Annotated in this window: 14 protein-coding genes, 4 tRNA genes and 1 pseudogene; 12 read left to right on the top strand and 7 right to left on the bottom strand. The window is 42.5% G+C overall.

Annotated features, from left to right (window positions below):
* Nucleotides 1-257 precede the first annotated feature (257 nt).
* The 3 genes from ACQKC9_RS06115 to metX form a co-directional block, all read right to left on the bottom strand.
* Nucleotides 258-839, bottom strand: a complete 582-nt coding sequence (locus ACQKC9_RS06115; protein WP_057758462.1) for a tetratricopeptide repeat protein — start codon at nt 837-839, stop codon at nt 258-260.
* Between the two features lie 413 nt (nt 840-1,252).
* Complete coding sequence (gene metW / locus ACQKC9_RS06110; RefSeq protein ID WP_057758464.1) at nt 1,253-1,861, bottom strand: methionine biosynthesis protein MetW; 609 nt, start codon at nt 1,859-1,861, stop codon at nt 1,253-1,255.
* Entirely contained in the window at nt 1,858-3,222 is a 1,365-nt protein-coding gene (metX, locus tag ACQKC9_RS06105) for a homoserine O-acetyltransferase MetX (protein WP_427621410.1), read from the bottom strand. The genes metW and metX overlap by 4 nt, the downstream gene beginning before the upstream one ends.
* Nucleotides 3,223-3,711: 489 nt before the next feature.
* On the opposite strand from metX, the gene hemH reads away from it, so the two are divergent.
* A complete protein-coding gene (gene hemH / locus ACQKC9_RS06100) occupies nt 3,712-4,731 on the top strand; it encodes a ferrochelatase (RefSeq protein ID WP_427620969.1) in 1,020 nt (339 codons plus the stop codon).
* 114 nt (nt 4,732-4,845) lie between these two features.
* Here the strand turns inward: hemH and ACQKC9_RS06095 are convergent, their stop codons facing one another.
* The 4 genes from ACQKC9_RS06095 to ACQKC9_RS06080 form a co-directional block, all read right to left on the bottom strand.
* Nucleotides 4,846-5,220: a hypothetical protein gene (locus tag ACQKC9_RS06095; protein WP_427620968.1), complete on the bottom strand. Its 375-nt coding sequence runs from the start codon at nt 5,218-5,220 to the stop codon at nt 4,846-4,848.
* A 288-nt stretch (nt 5,221-5,508) separates the two neighbouring features.
* Nucleotides 5,509-5,967, bottom strand: coding sequence for a hypothetical protein (locus ACQKC9_RS06090; RefSeq protein WP_427620966.1), 459 nt, complete (start codon nt 5,965-5,967; stop codon nt 5,509-5,511).
* Between the two features lie 364 nt (nt 5,968-6,331).
* Nucleotides 6,332-9,310 carry a DNA polymerase I gene (gene polA, locus ACQKC9_RS06085; protein ID WP_427620964.1) on the bottom strand — a complete coding sequence of 993 codons (2,979 nt, stop codon included), beginning with the start codon at nt 9,308-9,310 and terminating at the stop codon, nt 6,332-6,334.
* A gap of 267 nt (nt 9,311-9,577) precedes the next feature.
* Nucleotides 9,578-9,991: an Ohr family peroxiredoxin gene (locus ACQKC9_RS06080; protein ID WP_298808379.1), complete on the bottom strand. Its 414-nt coding sequence runs from the start codon at nt 9,989-9,991 to the stop codon at nt 9,578-9,580.
* 268 nt (nt 9,992-10,259) lie between these two features.
* Between ACQKC9_RS06080 and ACQKC9_RS06075 the strand changes: the two genes are divergently transcribed.
* The 11 genes and pseudogenes from ACQKC9_RS06075 to ACQKC9_RS06025 form a co-directional block, all read left to right on the top strand.
* Nucleotides 10,260-11,162: a hypothetical protein gene (locus tag ACQKC9_RS06075; protein ID WP_427620962.1), complete on the top strand. Its 903-nt coding sequence runs from the start codon at nt 10,260-10,262 to the stop codon at nt 11,160-11,162.
* Nucleotides 11,163-11,367: 205 nt separating this feature from the next.
* A complete protein-coding gene (locus ACQKC9_RS06070; protein WP_057758477.1) occupies nt 11,368-12,963 on the top strand; it encodes a peptide chain release factor 3 in 1,596 nt (531 codons plus the stop codon).
* 220 nt (nt 12,964-13,183) lie between these two features.
* On the top strand, nt 13,184-14,047 hold the full coding sequence (locus ACQKC9_RS06065; RefSeq protein WP_427620960.1) for an RsiV family protein: 864 nt from the start codon (nt 13,184-13,186) through the stop codon (nt 14,045-14,047).
* Nucleotides 14,048-14,204: 157 nt separating this feature from the next.
* Nucleotides 14,205-15,506: an FHA domain-containing protein gene (locus tag ACQKC9_RS06060; protein ID WP_427620958.1), complete on the top strand. Its 1,302-nt coding sequence runs from the start codon at nt 14,205-14,207 to the stop codon at nt 15,504-15,506.
* 174 nt (nt 15,507-15,680) lie between these two features.
* Entirely contained in the window at nt 15,681-17,177 is a 1,497-nt protein-coding gene (gene trpE, locus ACQKC9_RS06055; RefSeq protein ID WP_427620956.1) for an anthranilate synthase component I, read from the top strand.
* A 192-nt stretch (nt 17,178-17,369) separates the two neighbouring features.
* A tRNA-Thr gene (locus tag ACQKC9_RS06050) sits at nt 17,370-17,445 on the top strand.
* Between the two features lie 67 nt (nt 17,446-17,512).
* Nucleotides 17,513-17,596: transfer RNA gene (locus ACQKC9_RS06045), tRNA-Tyr, on the top strand.
* Nucleotides 17,597-17,680: 84 nt separating this feature from the next.
* A tRNA-Gly gene (locus ACQKC9_RS06040) sits at nt 17,681-17,754 on the top strand.
* 103 nt (nt 17,755-17,857) lie between these two features.
* A tRNA-Thr gene (locus ACQKC9_RS06035) sits at nt 17,858-17,932 on the top strand.
* Between the two features lie 209 nt (nt 17,933-18,141).
* On the top strand, nt 18,142-18,459 hold the full coding sequence (locus ACQKC9_RS06030) for a DUF6122 family protein (protein WP_427620954.1): 318 nt from the start codon (nt 18,142-18,144) through the stop codon (nt 18,457-18,459).
* Nucleotides 18,460-18,737: 278 nt separating this feature from the next.
* Nucleotides 18,738-18,811, top strand: a pseudogene (locus ACQKC9_RS06025) (hypothetical protein); the annotation flags it as partial.

Below are 18,811 nucleotides of genomic sequence, written 5' to 3'. Positions count from 1 at the left end.
CTTTCTCCTGCTGGCTAGGTCGCAAACCTAGTGCGTTGGTAATAAAAAAATAGATAGGTATATAACATTATCTCAATTGTGGAATTGACTAATGCGCGCGTAGTGTAGCAAATTTTTCTAGAGTTTTGAATAGCTTGTAATGTTTGGATTCTTGTTATAGAAAACGTTCGACCACTGATGAATATGATAAAAAACAAAAAAGCCCAGTAAAATACTGAGCTTTTTTTATATTCAATTCGTAATACGAAAACTAGATACTATTTACTCTGGAACCAAGTATCTGCTTTGCTACGAGCACTGGCGATATCATCACTTGATAAGTTTAATGCCAACTGACCAATTTTACCGCGTGCTTTGTTACGAACTTTTTCGTCTAGCATGCCATCACGGGCAGCTAAGTCATACCATTTATAGGCATCAACCAGGTTTTTTTGCTTTTCATCTAATAGCGCAAGCGTGTAACTGGCACGGTTATCGCCACGCATTGCAGCTTTTTCTAACCACAGACGGGCTTGTTGCAGGTTAGGCTGTACGCCTTCGCCACGCAAATACATAATAGCAAGATTCAACTGAGCAGGAGCAACGCCTTGCTGAGCGGCTTTGGTATACCACTGGATTGCTTGTTGGGTATTTTGCGCAATACCTTCACCTTTTTGCAAACGCTTGGCCAGATAAAACTGAGCGTGATCGTTACCTTGAGCGGCACGACTAGACAACTCGCTTACAGGCATCAGTTCAAAACGTGAGGTATCAAGCGGTACGTTTGATATTAACTCAGCATTGGCTAAACCAGCACAAGAAAATAATGCAGTAAACAACGCAGCTTTTAATAATTTCATAGCAGCTCCAAAATTAGGCAGTTAATAAGCAAAAAGAATTGTACCGCTAAACATTGTCTCGCTAAAGACAGTTAGACGGCGATAACAATTAGGTGAAATCTTGCGATATGAACTTACCTAATCATTAGCAAAAGGGGGTTGTCATCTCTAAATCAGAGATTTCACCCTAACTGATTAGACAAACGGTCGTAATAGTGGGGTGGCTGACAATATTTTGCTAGCTTAACACCCAAACTTACGAAACTCAAATACTAATTACAAGGTCTCATAGACGTTTGTACTTGATTGTCCTTAACAAAATCAGACAGTTACTAAAAAATTATATTAAGTTAACAATCTATTAAGGTTGATACTAGCTCGTAAAGCACTGTTCAGCACTATATAAAATACAAAGATAGCTGATGGTTTAGTGCCTATTTCTTGGTCACTCGGTAGATAGCGACGTCTGCTAATAAGTTAGGGGCTTGTCTTATTAAAGCCTTCATCAAAGGTGTATGACCTTTTTCAGAATCGCTAACCGCAAAACGATTAATAATATGAATATCATGCTGCGCACATAACAGCTCAAAATCTTTAAAGGTACATAGATGAATGTTTGGCGTGTTGTACCATTCGTAAGGCAGCGCTTCAGAAACGGGCATCATACCTTTAAGCCCTAAATGGATACGGTTTTGCCAATGCGCAAAGTTAGGGAAGGTGATAACTGCTTCACGGGCGACTCTCAGCATATCAAGCAACAACTCGTCAGGTGCTTTTACTGCTTGTAGGGCACGTGCCATGACGACCGTATCAAAGCTGTTATCAGCAAAGCGCGCTAGACCATCGTTCAGGTCCTGCTCGACAATTGACAAGCCATTACCAATCGCCTCATTGATTTTGTCTTCATCAATCTCTAGTCCGTAACCTGTCACGCCTAGTTTCTGTTGTAAGTGGGCAAGCAGCTCGCCATTACCACAACCTAAGTCCAGTACATGTGCTTGTGGCGCAATCCAGCGCTCTGCCAGTTGATGATCCATTCTCATGAGCGCTCTCCTGTGACTGGGCGGCTAGGGGTGATAAATGGCGCAGTCAAAAATCCTTTAACCGCACCCATGTAGCGAGGAATATCAAACAAGAAAGAATCATGTCCGTGCGGCGCGTCAATATTGATATAGCTGACTGGTTTGCCAGTGGCCATCAGCGCATCGACAATCTCTTGCGAGCGCTCAGGTGCAAAACGCCAGTCAGTAGTAAATGACACGACCAGATACTGGCATTGTGTATGGGCAAAGGCTGCTTTGAGCGCAGAAAGCTCTTGCTGACGATCAGACTCAATATCTTCAATCGTCGTTACTGCATCTTCTAACTCACTCTGTGCCTTGGCTTTGCTAGACTCGACTGAGGCCGCGATTGAGTCTTCTATTTGCACTGCTGACTCTGTAGTATCTTTTGCTACGGTTGATGGGTAGTCGCGTATTGGATAGTCACGCGTCGGATCAAAGTAATCTAAGGCTTTGGTCATAAGTAGATAAGTATTGGCATCGAAGTTTTCACTAAAGCGCTCGCCTTGATAGCGTAGGTAGCTTTCGACCTGAAATTCGACATCGTAGCCATACATGAATTTGCCAGATTTTAAATCACGACCAAATTTGGCTTTCATCGCGTCATCAGTTAAGTAGGTAATGTGTCCAACCATACGCGCCAATATCAGTCCGCGACGAGGATAAGTGCCTTCTTGTATATAGCGACCATCTTTAAAGTCAGGATCGGATAATATAGATTGGCGCGCCACTTCATTGAAGGCGATATTCTGAGCAGATAGCTTTGGCGTACTGGCGATAACTACACAGCGTTTTAATCGCTCTGGATAATCAACAGACCATTGTAGCGCTTGCATACCGCCCATTGAGCCGCCGACAATAGCGTGCCAAACGTCAATGCCTAAACGATCTGAGAGCATTGCTTGGGTTTTTACCCAGTCTTTGATGGTGATTAGCGGAAAATCAGGGCCATACACTTGTGGCTCATCGCTGCTATTTGCATCAAGGCTGTCCGAACTAACACTATCCGAATCAACACTATCAGGGTTAATAGTGGTAGGCCCTGTTGAACCAAAACAGCTGCCGATATTATTGACACACACCACATAGAACTGATTGGTATCGATGGCTTTGTTGGGGCCAATCATATTGTCCCACCAGCCTGCTTTTTTATCATCAGCGCTATGGAAGCCAGCTGCATGATGATTGCCCGATAACGCGTGGCAAATTAGAATCGCATTTGATTTGTCGCTATTGAGCGTACCGTAAGTTTCTACCATCAAGTCAAAAGAGGGCAGGGTACGGTTGCATTCTAACGTTAAGGGCTCAGCGAAATGAAAATTCTGAGGCGTAACGACACCCACAGACCCTGCAGCACTATCGGTATTGGCTGAGCCATTAGGGTGAGGTTGTGAATTAGGATGCTGGTCACTGGTATTATCAGAGCGTGCGTTCAAAGTTACCTCGCAAGACTACAATCATCAATAAAATAAAAGCAAAATGGCACGTTGTTAACTGGCTATTTTAGCTACACGGTTTTTATAAACTGGGCCTGCCTATTGTATGGTGATGCGCGTTGGAGTACAACCGTCGAGCACGCCTTTCGAGCGTATCGATCGTAGTTTTTATGGAAGGTGCGCTAGAAATAAATAACGAATACGTCGCCAGTATCAAGTAATCAAGAGTTAATAAATAGCAACTGCGTATCAAATTGTATAGGGGCGCTTTTAGCCCGCGTCATTAATGGATAAAATGCTACACTAATGAGGTGTTCATTCAACTGTGTCTTAACAGTATCGTCTCTTATTATTTTGACCTCACCCTTAATAAATTACTGCTAATAAAGTGCTGCTATGAAACCTAAATTGCCCCCACGTATTGCCGTTTTGTTAGTGAATCTTGGTACACCAGATGAGCCAACGGCACCTGCCGTACGTCGCTACCTTAAACAGTTTTTGTCAGACCCACGAGTGATTGAGATTCCCAAATTTCTATGGGCTATTATTCTGAATCTATTTGTCTTGCCCAGTCGTCCTAAGCGCGTAGCAAAGGCATACGCCAGTATTTGGGAAGGTGATTCACCAATTCGTAAAATACTAAAAAGCCAAGTTGAGCTATTAGAACCACGTTTGGCTGATAGTGTGGCACCATTTCGAGTCTCTGTGCATCCTGCGATGAGCTATGGTAATCCTAGTTTACCTGATGTGATGGACGCGCTACGTGGTGAAGGGGTTGATCACTTTGTCATACTGCCGTTGTTTCCGCAGTACTCTGCCTCTTCAGGCGGTGCTGTATATGATGCGCTGACGAAATGGACGCTTAAGCAACGCAACTTGCCAAATTATACGATTGTCAAAGATTACTTTGCCCATCCACTATATATTCAAGCTTTGGCCAACTCTATTCGCCGTTTTCAAGAGAAGCATGGCAAGCCTGAAAAATTGATGTTTAGTTTTCATGGTATTCCGCAGCCTTATGCCGATAAAGGCGATCCGTACCCTAAACGTTGTAAATGTACGGCTGCGCAAGTGGCGCATGAACTTGGCCTGAACGATGACGAATGGATTATTAGTTTCCAGTCACGCTTTGGTAAGCAAGAGTGGGTTAAGCCGTATACCGATGTGGTGTTGGAAGATTGGGGTCAGTCAGGTGTGCGCTCGGTACAAGTCATTAGCCCTGCATTTTCAGCGGATTGTCTTGAAACGTTAGAGGAGCTAGCCATTGAAAACCGTGACAACTTCCTTAATGCTGGCGGGCAAGAGTATCATTATATTCCTGCATTAAACCTTGATGAGACACATATTGAATTGCTTGAAGCGTTGAGCTTGCCTCTAGTAAAAGGTTGGGCTGGCACGCTAGATGGCTGGGTTTAGTCAATTAAGAGGCGCTGTTTCAGTAAGTTGAATAGTAAAACTAAAAAAGCACGCTTAATATAGTTAAGCGTGCTTTTTTGGTTTAGAGGGGTAGATCAACAATCGTATTAAGTGCTAAAAATCATCATCGTTGCTACGTTCGGCCGCTTCTCTATCCACAATATCCATCGCATCTGGATAATCGCTGTCATCAAGGTTGTCTTGAACCAAAATCTCATCGACACGAGACTCATCGATATTTTGACGATGCGCAGGTGTTAGTCCTTGGGTCGCATCACTACCGACTTCTGAATTGTTGAATCCCGCACTATTATCAATCACATCATCGTTATCAATAGTATGCAGCATAGGATTATCCAAATCGACCAATTGGTTGTCTTGTTCATCTTGATTGTTGTTATCTAAGTTATCGACGCTGTCATTGATGTCACGACGATTACCATCAATATGATCCATCTCTTCTGGTAGTGGGTTTTTTGAGTTTTCCATGAATAATTCCTTATTGTAGTTATTAGATGTTGCCATCATTAGAAGTAAAAATATCGCACTGGCTTATCAGATCATCGCTCATTGCAATGTAAATAATATGCTTCTCAGTGTGTACGCTTATTCAACTTTTCACTAGTAGTAAGGTGTGACAGGATGTTCAAAAAATGTAAGACGATGATTAGAACGCAAAACGGCTACTCAAGATGAGTAGCCGTAATTGTTTATAAAATTTTTGCTAAGTCTTTGTACGATAGCAAGATTGCTACATAAGGAATCAAACTTATAGTGTTAATTATTGGCGTGGTCGAACTTATAATTTAACTTTTGTACTAGACATGACTGATAGTCAGCCAGTTTAAATCGCCATAAATAGGTCAAGGCGATACCATAAATGGCAGTCTCAGCCAGCTCTTCGACAATTTCACCAAATGTATGCGGGAACACAATAGCGTTCTCACCCATGTACTGAATGATAGCCAGTACAGTAACGCTAAGATAGAGTGAAACTGGCACGTTTTTTAGCACTGCCCATAGGTAATGCCTTGAGTAGACCAGCAAACCAAGCGCGACGAGATAAATAACGGTAAGGACGCTGTCCTCCCACCAGTCATAAGACTGACCAAGCATCAAAAAATCGCTTGGAACCAGTAAGTCTGGTAGATAGTTCAACTCTCGACGAATGACAGCGACAAATATAAGTACTGCTGCTAGCCAAAAAGCCTTAATTTGTTTGACATGACTTTTCATAACATATTGTGAACTGCGCAATAGGCATATTATCAAAAGTATAATGCCAGGGATTTCGATGATGCCATCTGAACTCAAGATAAATGACTCCTGCGTATCAAAAAGAATGTGTTAAAAACAAAAAAGTGAACCCAAAGGCTCACTTTAAAGCAAAAATATCGAATAGTTAGGGTTTAACAGATGACCTATTATAAACCCCGTACCCAGATATTACTGTTATGAAATATAACTAACTGGTCATAAGTGATTGTTAATATAAACAATATATAATGACTTATTGTAGTATCAGTTATCAAAAACTCTCATATTTGCAAGGTACATCGATAATCATACCTTGCACTCTTGATTAAATGGCAGTGAGTGATTAATGCGCCTCATCCCAGTTTTGACCGCTATCAGTCTCGACTAATAAAGGCACTGCAAAGTCGACGTTCCAACCTTTTTCTACTGCTGTAGTCGTCAATACATCTTGCATAGCATCAGTAATCAGCTGGCTAACTTCGTCTACTTTATCGGCATTCACTTCGAACACCAGTTCATCGTGAACCTGTAGTAGCATTTTAGCTTGCTCTTTTGGCAGCACTTTATCAACGGCAATCATAGCAAGCTTGATTAGATCAGCAGCAGATCCTTGTAGTGGGGCGTTAATCGCCGCGCGCTCAGCACCTTGCTTGACCATACGATTACTGTGATTGATATCAGGCGTATAGAGCTTACGGCCCAGTATCGTCTCGACATAACCTTGCTCATAGGCGCTTGCACGAGTATTGATCATATAGTTTTTGACGCCTGGATAGCGCTCAAAGTACATATCGATATAGTCTTGCGCTTCACCGCGGCTCATTTGTAGCTGCTTGGCAAGTCCAAAGGCACTCATCCCGTATAGCAGACCAAAGTTAATGGCTTTAGCATTACGACGTTCGGTCGAAGTGACGTCTGCGACATCTTTACCAAGTACTTCGGCAGCGGTGGCCGCATGAATATCTAATCCTTCGTTAAAGGCATGAGTTAGGTTTTTATCACCTGAGAAGTGCGCCATTAGACGAAGTTCAATTTGTGAATAATCCGCTGCCAAAATAACGCGACCTTCTGGTGCGATAAAGGCTTGACGAATGAGGCGACCAGTTGCAGTACGAATGGGGATGTTTTGTAAGTTAGGATCTGTTGAGGATAAACGCCCAGTGCTCGTTAATGCCTGATGGTAGCTAGTGTGTACGCGATCGGTTTCGCTATCTGCGACATTATCCAGCGCATCAGTATAAGTGCTTTTGAGCTTAGACAGTCCGCGATACTCTAGCGTAATATCGACCAATGGATGATCAATTTTTGATAGTACCGCCTCACCAGTCGAGTATTGACCAGACTTGGTTTTTTTGCCACCAGCGACGCCTAACTTTTCAAATAGCATCTCACCTAATTGCTTAGGAGAGCCTAAGTTAAACTCTTCACCTGCCACTTCATAGGCGCGCTTCTCTAGAGCGATAATTTCTTCATCAAAGCGTTTTGATAGCTCATTTAAGAAGGAGCGTTTAATCAAAATACCATGCGCTTCCATTTGGCAAAGTATCTCTGCCGTTGGAATTTCTAGCTCGTGTAGTAATTTGGCATTATTAGCATCGTTAGCCAGCTCAACGCTGAACACGTCAAATAATTGATAGGTGATATCGGCATCTTCACAAGCATAATCGCTCGCGATATCGATAGCCACTTGATCAAAAGTAACTTGCTTAGCGCCTTTACCTGCCACATCTTCAAAGCTGATGGTTTGCGTTTGCAAATAATGACGTGCCAAATCATCCATACCGTGGCGAGTAGCTGCCGCATTGATAACATAGCTGGCAAGCATGGTGTCCATTGCCCAGTTATTTGGCTGCTCATGTATGGCGCCAACTAGGTCGATATCGTAGTGAGCGAGGATGTGCGCATCGTACTTTAGATGCTGACCGATTTTGCCAATATTTGGATTTTCTAGTACAGGTTTTAAGCGAGCTAATACCGTATCACGATCAAGTTGCTTGGCAGTTAGCTCATCACCTTCTAGGCTATGCGTAAGCGGAATGTAATAGGCTTCATGTGCTTGCAACGCAAAGGATAAACCGACAATTTGTGCGTCACGCCAATGAACGCTAGTGGTTTCGGTATCAATGACAAAATGCGGAGCAGCTTCTAACAATTCGACCAAGCTATCAAACGCTGGCTTGTCGAGTACAGTGTGCCATGCTTTATCATGGTTAGCGCTGTCTTTGATGTTGTCGCTCTTGGTGGGTTGGAGCGATTTTGCCACCTGTGCCTGTGACTCAGTATCGGCTTGGCTATCAGCAACACTTTTAGAACCATTGGCAGGGTGATTTGGATGATCAAGCGATGCCAGCTCATTTCTAAACTCAAGCTCATTATATAAGTCGCGCAATTCGTCTATATGCGCACAAGGGTCGGTATTGATTTTTAGATCATTCCAATCTTGACCGATGGCTAAGTTGGTAACGATGGTAGCCAGCTTTCTATTAAAAGGAATGTCGTCAGCGTGTTCGATCAAACCCTTCGCCCCACGACCTTTGATAAAGCCAATATGCTTAAGCATATTTTCGATATCACCGTACTCAACGAGTAGGTCTTTAGCAGTCTTCTTACCGATACCAGGTACGCCTTTAATACCGTCAGAGGCATCACCCATTAGCGTTAAAAAATCGATCATTTGATTTGGGTTAATACCAAATTTATCGATTACTGCTGGTGTATCCGTGACTTTACCTGTAAAGCTGTCTTCTAGTATCACGCAGTCATTGACCAGCTGCATCATGTCTTTATCACCTGTTGAGATGACCACATGATGGCCTTGTTCGACAGCGCGATGGGCAAGTGTACCGATGATATCATCGGCCTCTGCACCCTCGATACGCAACAGTGGAATACCTAAGGCAGTGACCAAACGATGAATATAAGGAATTTGCTCTACCAGCTCGATATCGATGGGTGGACGAGCGGCTTTATAATCAGCAGACATATGATGGCGAAACGTCGGTGATTTAGTATCGAAGCAAACAGCCATGTGGGTAGGATGATAGCGACGCATCAGCTTTAGTAGTGCGTTGAGTGTACCGCGTATCGCATTGGTGATTAAGCCCTGCGAGTTTTGCATGGTTTTTGGTAAGGCGTGATAAGTGCGGAAGAGATAATAGGAGCCATCAACCAAAATAAAAGGCGGCTGATCTTTGTCTACATGACTGGTATCCATCAGCGCCACGTTAGGCATGCTATCGAAGTTCGGTAGTGCTTTGGGGTCAAGCGCTTGGTGAGAGTTGTGGTCGTTATCGGTGGTATTGTCAGCTATGTCATCAGTCATAAAAGTCACTTATCAGCTATTAGATAAAAATATATACGCTTATTATAACGATAAAATTAGCGCGTGCCGAACTGCTTAACCGTTACGAGATGTTCTATCGTGTTCTTTTTTATTGAAATCTATATTGGAGTTTTCGATATTTCATGTCTAGGATAAACAAATTGCTAAAAACAAAAAAAGAACCCAGATAATCTGAGTTCTTTTGGTATTGGATGACTATCGACTACTTGTCATTTAATAGATGTTAATAACGAGTCTCTGAATGCGTTATTTTACTTCTGAAGAGACTTCTACATCGATGTTACCGCTAGTCGCTTTCGAATACGGGCATACTTCATGCGCTTTTTCGACCAATCTTTGGATCTCGTCAGCAGATAGGTCTGTGTTATCAGCGATGACATGAATTTTCACGGCAAGCTTATATTCGTGATTGTCACCTTGTAATAGATCTACAGAGGTCTCAACAGTTGAGCCAAACGTTGCACTTTCCATTTTTTTGACTACGCCTAAAGCACCATCAAAACAAGCGCCATAACCCATTGCGAGTAATTGCTCAGGATTATTACCTTTTTCATTACCGCCTGGTGGTACCATATTGATTTCAAGATCACTATCGCTTAAGGTTGCTGTACCCATGCGGCCGCCAGTCACAGTAGATTTGGTAGAGTATAAAGATTTCATGACACATCCTTTGTTGTAAGTTTTTATGTTTATATTTGAGTAGTAAATCTTAATATGAAACTTAGCATAACAAATTGCTCACGCAGCTCAGTGCATAGAGAGTAAATATATACTGCTAGTTTGTAAATGAGATTTCGAGATCAGTTTTATTCGTTTTTATATTTACAAGCTTATCGTATAGGCGTCAAAGAGGTACAATAGCGGTAATGAGCCATATATGCGTTATCAGTACGGATAATAGAAATCTGAATCATAAGGACATTGTTTGATGAATAGATGGATTGCGATACCTAGTGTTTGCTTTTTGACGACGCTTGCTTTGATAGGGTGCGAGGAAGAAGACGGCGCTTATGGGACGGCTAGTAGCAAGATTACATTGACAAGCTTTGCTAATAGTTACGATAGCAAAGCCAATGCTACGGCGATTGCGCGAATTGATGAAACGTATCGTACTGGTGCGCGCGAGATCAAAACAACCAATCTCATCAACAGTTATAGCAATCAAAGCCTGAATGATTTAGACAGAACCGTGCTAGCAGATGACTTCGAGGGTCGACTTGAAAATAAAGACATCGAGGTTAATGGTCGGACGGTCAAACGCCCCATCTATGAAAAAAACACCAACAACCAGCTAGACTACCAAACCACTTATAAGACGCTCAACTTATCAGGTCTGCGTGCGAACAGCTATGTTGCTAGTACAAACGTGAACAATAGATACGGTATTATTACCGACTTAAATAACTATTCTGAAATTCCGACCAATGTTGCTTTTCCTGAAGGGTCGGTTTGTTATATCCCTGTGGTAACCAGCGAGCGTTCGTTTTTGGCATTTAATGAGAAAAACAAGACTGGTTACGCTTCAATAGAAAGGTGGATTGAAGTGGCCAAAACTCGCTTTAGTGCAGATAGGGATCATAGAACCTCTCAGTTCGGCGTTGGCGTAGGCAATCAGCAACAAGCCGCGCAAGTTATGTTTTTCGAATACGATGATCAGCCTGCTTATGAATATAGCGGTGTTGAATACGGAAAAGACGTCTATGAAGCAAATTATATCGGCAAAGGTAGTACTGACCCGAACACGGACAGTCGTTTTGACGTAGTCGATTGTACAATCGTCAATGAAGTGGCTGGAAACTTCTTAGCTGAGCAAATCGAACGCTACTATTGAGATAAATTAATGGCTATTAGTCGTGCTAATTAAGCATGATGATCGCAATTAAAAAGCCCAAAAACACGCTTCGTTTAAATAACGGAGCGTGTTTTTTTATACGCTAATTCTGCACCCTGATGCTAAATCCGCTACAATACGCCCATTATTTTATTTATTTATTTAGAGTCACTTCTAAATCACATAACTGTTGAAGCTGAAAATTATGAGCGTAGATCCAAAGAAATTAAACAAAGAAGTTGCTAAGCGCCGCACCTTTGCCATTATCTCGCATCCCGATGCTGGTAAGACCACCATGACCGAAAAACTCCTGTTGTGGGGTCAAGCGATTCAGGTAGTGGGTGAAGTAAAAGGCCGTAAGACAGATCGTCATGCAACCTCAGATTGGATGAGCATGGAACAAGAGCGTGGTATCTCGATTACGACATCTGTCATGCAGTTTCCGTATAAAGACCATATGGTCAACCTACTAGACACCCCAGGTCACGCCGACTTTAGTGAAGATACTTACCGTACTTTGACCGCAGTAGATAGTGCGCTGATGATGGTCGATGGTGCAAAAGGTGTCGAAGAACGAACCATCAAGCTGATGGAAGTATGTCGTATGCGCGATACGCCTATCATCTCATTCGTCAACAAGCTAGATCGTCAGATTCGTGAGCCGCTTGAGTTGCTTAGCGAAATCGAAGCCGTTCTAAAAATTAAATGTATCCCAGTGACTTGGCCTATCGGTATGGGTCAAGACTTCATTGGCGTCTATCATTTGACTGAAAATAAAACTTACTTTTATGAAAAAGGTAATGGCGGCAAGATGACGGTCTCTGAGACTCGAGAAGGCTACGATTATCCAGATATTCGTGAACGTCTAGGACAGTTGATGTTTGACGCTTTCGAAGAGTCGCTTGAGCTGGTACAGATGGCGCTAGAAGAGTTCAGTGTTGAAGCGTTTCTGGCTGGCGAGATGACACCAGTATTGTTTGGCACAGCATTGGGTAACTTTGGGGTAAACATGGTACTTGATACCTTGGTCAAATATGCTCCGCCGCCAAAAGCCCATCCAACGACTGAGCGTGAAGTATCAGCCACCGAGACAGATTTTACGGGCTTCGTCTTTAAGATTCAGGCCAATATGGATCCGCGTCATCGTGACCGTATTGCGTTCTTGCGAGTGTGCTCTGGTAAGTACGAAAAGGGTATGAAAATGAAGCATGTGCGTCTGGGTAAAGACGTACGTATCGCCGATGCTCTAACCTTTTTAGCAGGTGACCGTGAGGCGCTAGAAGAAGCCTATCCAGGTGATATCATTGGTTTGCATAACCATGGCACCATCTCTATCGGTGACAGCTTCACTGAGGGCGAAGAGTTGAGCTTTACGGGTATTCCGCATTTTGCCCCTGAATTGTTCCGCCGTGTGGTACTAAAAGATCCGCTCAAATCAAAAGCCCTGCAAAAAGGCCTGCAGCAGTTAAGTGAAGAGGGTGCAACGCAGGTCTTTATGCCGCAGATTAATAATGATTTGGTTTTGGGTGCAGTCGGTGTCCTACAGTTTGAAGTGGTCGCGCATCGTCTAAAAGAAGAGTACAAAGTTCAATGTACCTTTGAGCCAGTATCGATAGCTACGGTACGCTGGATTCATTGCGATGATGAAGTAGCATTGGCGAAGTTCAAGAAAAAAGCCCATGACCAATTATCATTAGATGGTGGTGGTTATCTGACTTACCTTGCGCCATCACGTGTCAATCTACAGCTGATGCAAGACCGCTATCCAGAAGTGACTTTTAGTAGCACTCGCGAACATTAAATTTATTTATACGCTCATATCGTTTATTGATTAAGACACGCCAGCCGTGTCTTTTTTATTGCCTGTATCTGTGACCTAAACTGCATCGGCGACTCACATAGTAAGAGTCAGATAATCGTTCGCTTGCATCACCTCAAAAACGTGAACAGTCTTCCTACAATACATTGCAATTGTTACGGTAGAATATTGAATGGCATTTTATATTTGTAAAAGAGGACATATGCACACTACGACTCAAACTGATGATAAATCTATATCGGCTAATCTATTTTCGATAAAGGTAAGCCAGAGACGTTCAATTGCTATGTTGACTGGCAGCCTATTGTTGAATGCCGTTAGTATGTCGGTAAATGCAGGAAGTTTCATTAGCAGCACGGAATATCTACCGTATCAGCTACCCAGTAATATACAAGAGACGTGTGACAAGCGTGATAACTGTCCAGAGATTGAAGTTAAATATCTTAAAAGCAGTCAAAACTGGATAAATGAGATTGCAAATGCCCGTATCGATAACTTAGTCGTCAATAGTCAGATGACAGAGTCAGCACCTATTTCAGCACCTATTAAGGGTAAAATCAGCGAAAAAGAAGTTAAAGATGCTCTTGATAGCTTTGTGAGTTCGCAATTCAAAGATACGCCTGATGATGTGTCATGGGGTTATAATCTGATGGTAGCGCCCAATTATCTAGGTCATGTCGATGAGTTTGAACTGTTTGAGATTAGTTCCTATGTCTATACGGGCGGTGCACACGGCATGCCTTATAGCGAGTACCTAGTATTTGACCCAAGTACCAAAAAGCAAGTCACGCTTGACGACATGCTTATCTCAGGTAAAAAACCTCGTTTTGAGGCGCTTGCCTATGATGCTTATAAAGTGTGGGTTAAAACGGTTGCCGAAGACGTGAGCAGTTATGAGAAAAACTGGCCATTTACGTTAAGCGATAATGTGACTTTGACAGATACAGGCGTTAGCATTCGTTATCAGCATTATTCTATCGGTCCATACGCTTACGGTATGCCTGTCCTTAATATCCCGTATAGCAAGCTTGATAAAGTTATAAAACCTCACTTTATACCAAAGTAAATGCTGTATGGTGTTTGAGGAAAGTACTTAATAAACCGTGTTAGGCAAATATCATTAAAGAAATAGCGACAATACTTATCATAAATTGGCAGTAATATTTTAGAGTTATTATTTTTAGCATCATTGGATATTCAATAGAAAAATAAGGAGTTATAACATGACAAACGAGACAGATAGTATGAATACGGCAGCAAGTACAACTTGGCAGCTGAATGCATTGACGGAAGCGCTAGGTGACCTAACACTGACAGTTAGTGATAGTTTATCTATAGGTCGTGGTAGTGATAACGACGTAGTGCTAGGTAGCAAGCAGGTTTCTCGCAACCATGCAGTGCTCAGTGTGCTAGATGGTCAGCTGTACGTGAAGGACTTAGATTCTTCTAACGGCACGTTTATCAATGAGCAACGTATTGCAGGTAATGAATCTAGTCATCTAAAAGCAGATGATACACTTGGCTTTGCAAGTTTTAGCTTTCAAGTACAGGCATCTACTGCGCCTGTGACGACGTCAGAGAGTGAAACGCTAGCGCCAGTGACCACAGAAGAGCCAGTAGTAGATACACATGAGAATGCTGACACGGCTACTGTGCTAGAAACTCCTGCTAGTGAACCTGTGACTGAAGAGCAAATAGTTGAAGAAAGCGTTCTTGAAGAAAGTGAGAGCAGAGAAACTCTGATTGAAGAAGAGCCGATCATAGAGCAAACAGGCAACGAGCCAGTGATCAAAGAAACTGGCATCGAAGAAATATTACCTGCTACAGATGATACTGTACCTGTAGAGCCTTTACCTGTAGATGCCGGCTCAGATATGACCGAAGACTCAGTCACTCCTACGCACGAAACCGTTGAACCAGTTGTTGAAGAACCGGTTTTTGAAGAATCAGCTGTTGAAGAGCTAGCTACTGAACAAGCCGTTTCTACAGAGCCAGTTGTCAAAGAAACAGGGATTAATGAAGTACTGTCTGATGTGGATGCAGCATCGTCTACGCCAGTAGAAGAAACGCCAGTTGCCACAGAAGTAGTAACTGACGCATCTGTACCAGCAGCAACTGAAAAAGAGGCTGTGACGACTACAGAGCCATCACAGACAGCATCTACTGATAGCGCGCCAGTGGTAGAAGAGCAGCCAGCAGTGCATGAAGAGCCAGCAGTGCATGAAGAGCCAGCAGTCCAAGACGAACACGACAAAACGACAAAAACAGAGTTACAAGAAGAAGCTGACCCTGAAGTTTTAAAAGCCAAACAAGCAGCTAGCGCCCAGTTTTCAGGCACAGCTAATTTAGGGCAGCCGCGCGATCTTGGTACCGAAGGCAATAATGCGATGGATCAAGAAATCAGCAACCCTGCTCATGCAGGTCATGTAGAGAAAAAAGCGAGCGGCGGCTGGTTTATATGGGTATTTGTGACCATTCTAATTATCGGTTTGGCCTTATGGTTGTTTAATATGGGCGGTGCATAATTCAACTCTACACTAGGTCTTTGTCGTAATTTTTGACAGAGGCCCTTGTGTGCGTACCGTTTTTTAAACAAATGACTCATTATAGCGTCGATATTTTAGCGAATATTGGCGCTATATTTTATAGAGCAGCTTATAGTTTTGTTATTGCCTATAAGGTGCTAAGAGAGCGCTATTATGATGACTTTTGAAGAATATCAAGCTTTTAGAGATAGGGGCTTTAGTCACGCACCGCTAGTAAAAAAACGTCTGATGGATGCGCAGACTCCCGTATCTGTATTCTCCAAAGTACGTGATCTAAATGGCTCTGCCTATCTGTTTGAGTCTGTGGTAGGCGGTGAGCGCTGGGCGCGATACTCCATGATTGGATTGGGTAGTGATCTGATTTTACAGTACGCTGATGGCAATATGACGACTAAACGAAACGATCATATTGATACAGAGTCAGTAGAGAATCCTTTTGATTACCTGCGTGAGCTGATGGCGCAATATCATATGCCAACCGCTGAAGATGTGCCGACGATGCCGAGCTTTAGTGGCGGTCTAGTCGGTTACTTTGGATACGATATGGTACGCATTATTGAGCCAAGTGTCGGTTTATCTGATGCGCCCAATCCAATGTCGATGCCAGATATGTGGCTGATGCTTTCGATGAGCGTTATTGTATTTGATAATTTAGAGAATACGCTATCAATCATCGTCTATGCTGATTGCCAGTCTGAAGATGGCTATAGTTCAGCTATCCGTGAGTTAGAACAAATCGAGGAAAAGCTAGCAGAACCATCCAATCTGCGTGCCCCTGTAATGCCGACACCTAAATTTATATCGCAAACAGGTGCCGAAAGATACTGTAGCAACGTCGATAAAATAAAGGATTACATTGCCGCAGGTGACGTCATGCAGGTAGTGCCAGCGCAGCGCCTGACAGCGGACTATACAGGCGACTCTCTAGCCGTCTATCGTGCGCTTCGCTACCTAAACCCATCACCATATCTGTTTTTGGTGCATGGTTATACACTCGATGATCATAAACGCTTTGATATTATCGGTGCTTCTCCTGAAATCCTATCCCGTATCGAAAATGGCAAGGTGACGGTAAGGCCGCTGGCAGGGACACGGCAACGTGGCCGAGATGAGGCTGAAGACCTAGCACTTGAGCAAGAGCTGTTAAATGATGAAAAGGAAACAGCCGAGCATTTGATGCTTATTGATTTGGGTCGCAATGATATTGGCCGTGTTTGCGAGTATGGCAGTGTCAAAGTCACAGAAAAGATGTTTATAGAGCGCTACTCACAAGTAATGCATATCGCATCTAACGTTGAGGGTACGATACGAGCTGACAAAGATGCACTAGACGTATTTTGTGCCACTTTCCCAGCTGGGACGCTATCGGGTGCACCCAAAATCCGCGCTATGCAAATTATCGATGAGATAGAACCAGTACGTCGAACGGTGTTTGGCGGTTCAGTTGGTTATTTAGGTTGGAACGGTAATATGGACACGGCCATTGCTATCCGTACTGCGGTGATGCGCCGTGGTGAGATACATATTCAAGCCGGAGCAGGAGTTGTCGCTGACTCTATACCAGAAAAAGAATGGGATGAAACCAATAAAAAAGCATTAGCATTAATAAAAGCGGTAGAAATGGCCTGTAATGGCTTGCGCATTCGCTAATTAAATAGCCAGTTATAGGGCAAAAACAAAGGCTGCAAGTAAAAAGCCAATTTATCGCCATATTTTTATTTATAAAAAAACTAGCTTAATCAGTGACTTAAATATTTATATCAAATTAATTTAAAAAAAGATGAAAAAGTACTTGCGCATCTCAAAAAATTTGATAGAATAGCCACCACTTTAAGAGAACAAGCCGACTTAGCTCAGTTGGTAGAGCAACTGACTTGTAATCAGTAGGTCGCCAGTTCGATCCCGGCAGTCGGCACCATCTCTCTTAAAGTAGCTTTTTATGAATTTGTCTTAAATGTAAGTCATTTTTGTTCAAAGCAACCTAAGGTGGGGTTGGGGAGCGGTCAAACCCAACAGACTGTAAATCTGTCGCGAAAGCTTCGAAGGTTCGAATCCTTCCCCCACCACCATATTTTCTAAAGTTTGTCATAGCGCCAAGCATACTCTCTATATCTCATAACTCTCGATTAGAGTTATCCTGAATAAGAGTAAATGCGGGTGTGGTATAATGGTAACACCTTAGCCTTCCAAGCTAATGACGCGGGTTCGATTCCCGCCACCCGCTCCATATATACACCATCGCAAAGCATAACAATAAATCATCACGAGAGTCAGTAATTATTGCTGCATCGTGATATTTTTTTTAGTGCAGTTCAAAGGTTTCAATATACGCTCATATAGCTCAGCGGTAGAGCACTCCCTTGGTAAGGGAGAGGTCTCGAGTTCAATTCTCGATATGAGCTCCATTTATTGTTTATACCTTTTATGCTTGTTTTGCTATTTATATAACTTTGCGTCGATATCGAAATTATAGAATATTGAAATATATAACAGTAGTGCGGTAGACAATGATTCAAAGGTGACACTGAGGTGTTGCCTTTTAGTGCTGTCAGTATATTAATAAATATTGGTTTTGATGGTCTTATATAGAGAAGACTAAAGCTAATAGGCCAGTATGCAGACATTAATACATTACTTTTTGCATTTTGGTTTCCCTCTTTTTATCGCGATTGCGTTTTTTAGAAAAGAGTGGAAAAAAGCATATCTGATTTTGCTTGCAACCATGTTGGTTGATATAGATCATCTGGTAGCAAATCCAATATTTCAGGCAAATAGATGTAGCATTAATTTTCATCCGTTACATACTTATTATGCGATGCTAGTGTATTTTGTTTTACTCTTTCTTCGTAAGCCTTTTAATATCATTGGAACTGGACTGCTGTTCCATATGTTAACGGATTTTACGGATTGTTTGATGATGTCGGTCAGCTAATATCGCGACCTTGCATATCAAGATAATTATACGGTTATAAGAAAGGTTATAATCAATCGAGCTTTATATCTACTCGTTAGAGAGAAGTTGATTTCGATTGAGAGATGTATGACTATTTAAGACAAGTCAGCGTATAATAACGGATACAAGAATTAGTTCGGAGCATTGTTTAAGCAGTGGTTCGTGCGGTTGATAGCTAGGTTTATGATGATTTAATTCTATTATGAGCCATTAAACAGCTTTTTATTGATCATTCACCAAAAAAAGAGGAAATACCCATGGCAAAGGCCAAGTTTGAACGTAACAAGCCACACGTCAACGTCGGTACAATCGGACACGTTGACCATGGTAA

The organism is Psychrobacter sp. NPDC078409, assembly GCF_050268505.1.
In the GTDB taxonomy this organism is placed as follows: Bacteria; Pseudomonadota; Gammaproteobacteria; order Pseudomonadales; family Moraxellaceae; genus Psychrobacter.
Note: the sequence above shows the minus strand (reverse complement) of the source record. Positions and strands in the feature narration are given on the sequence as shown.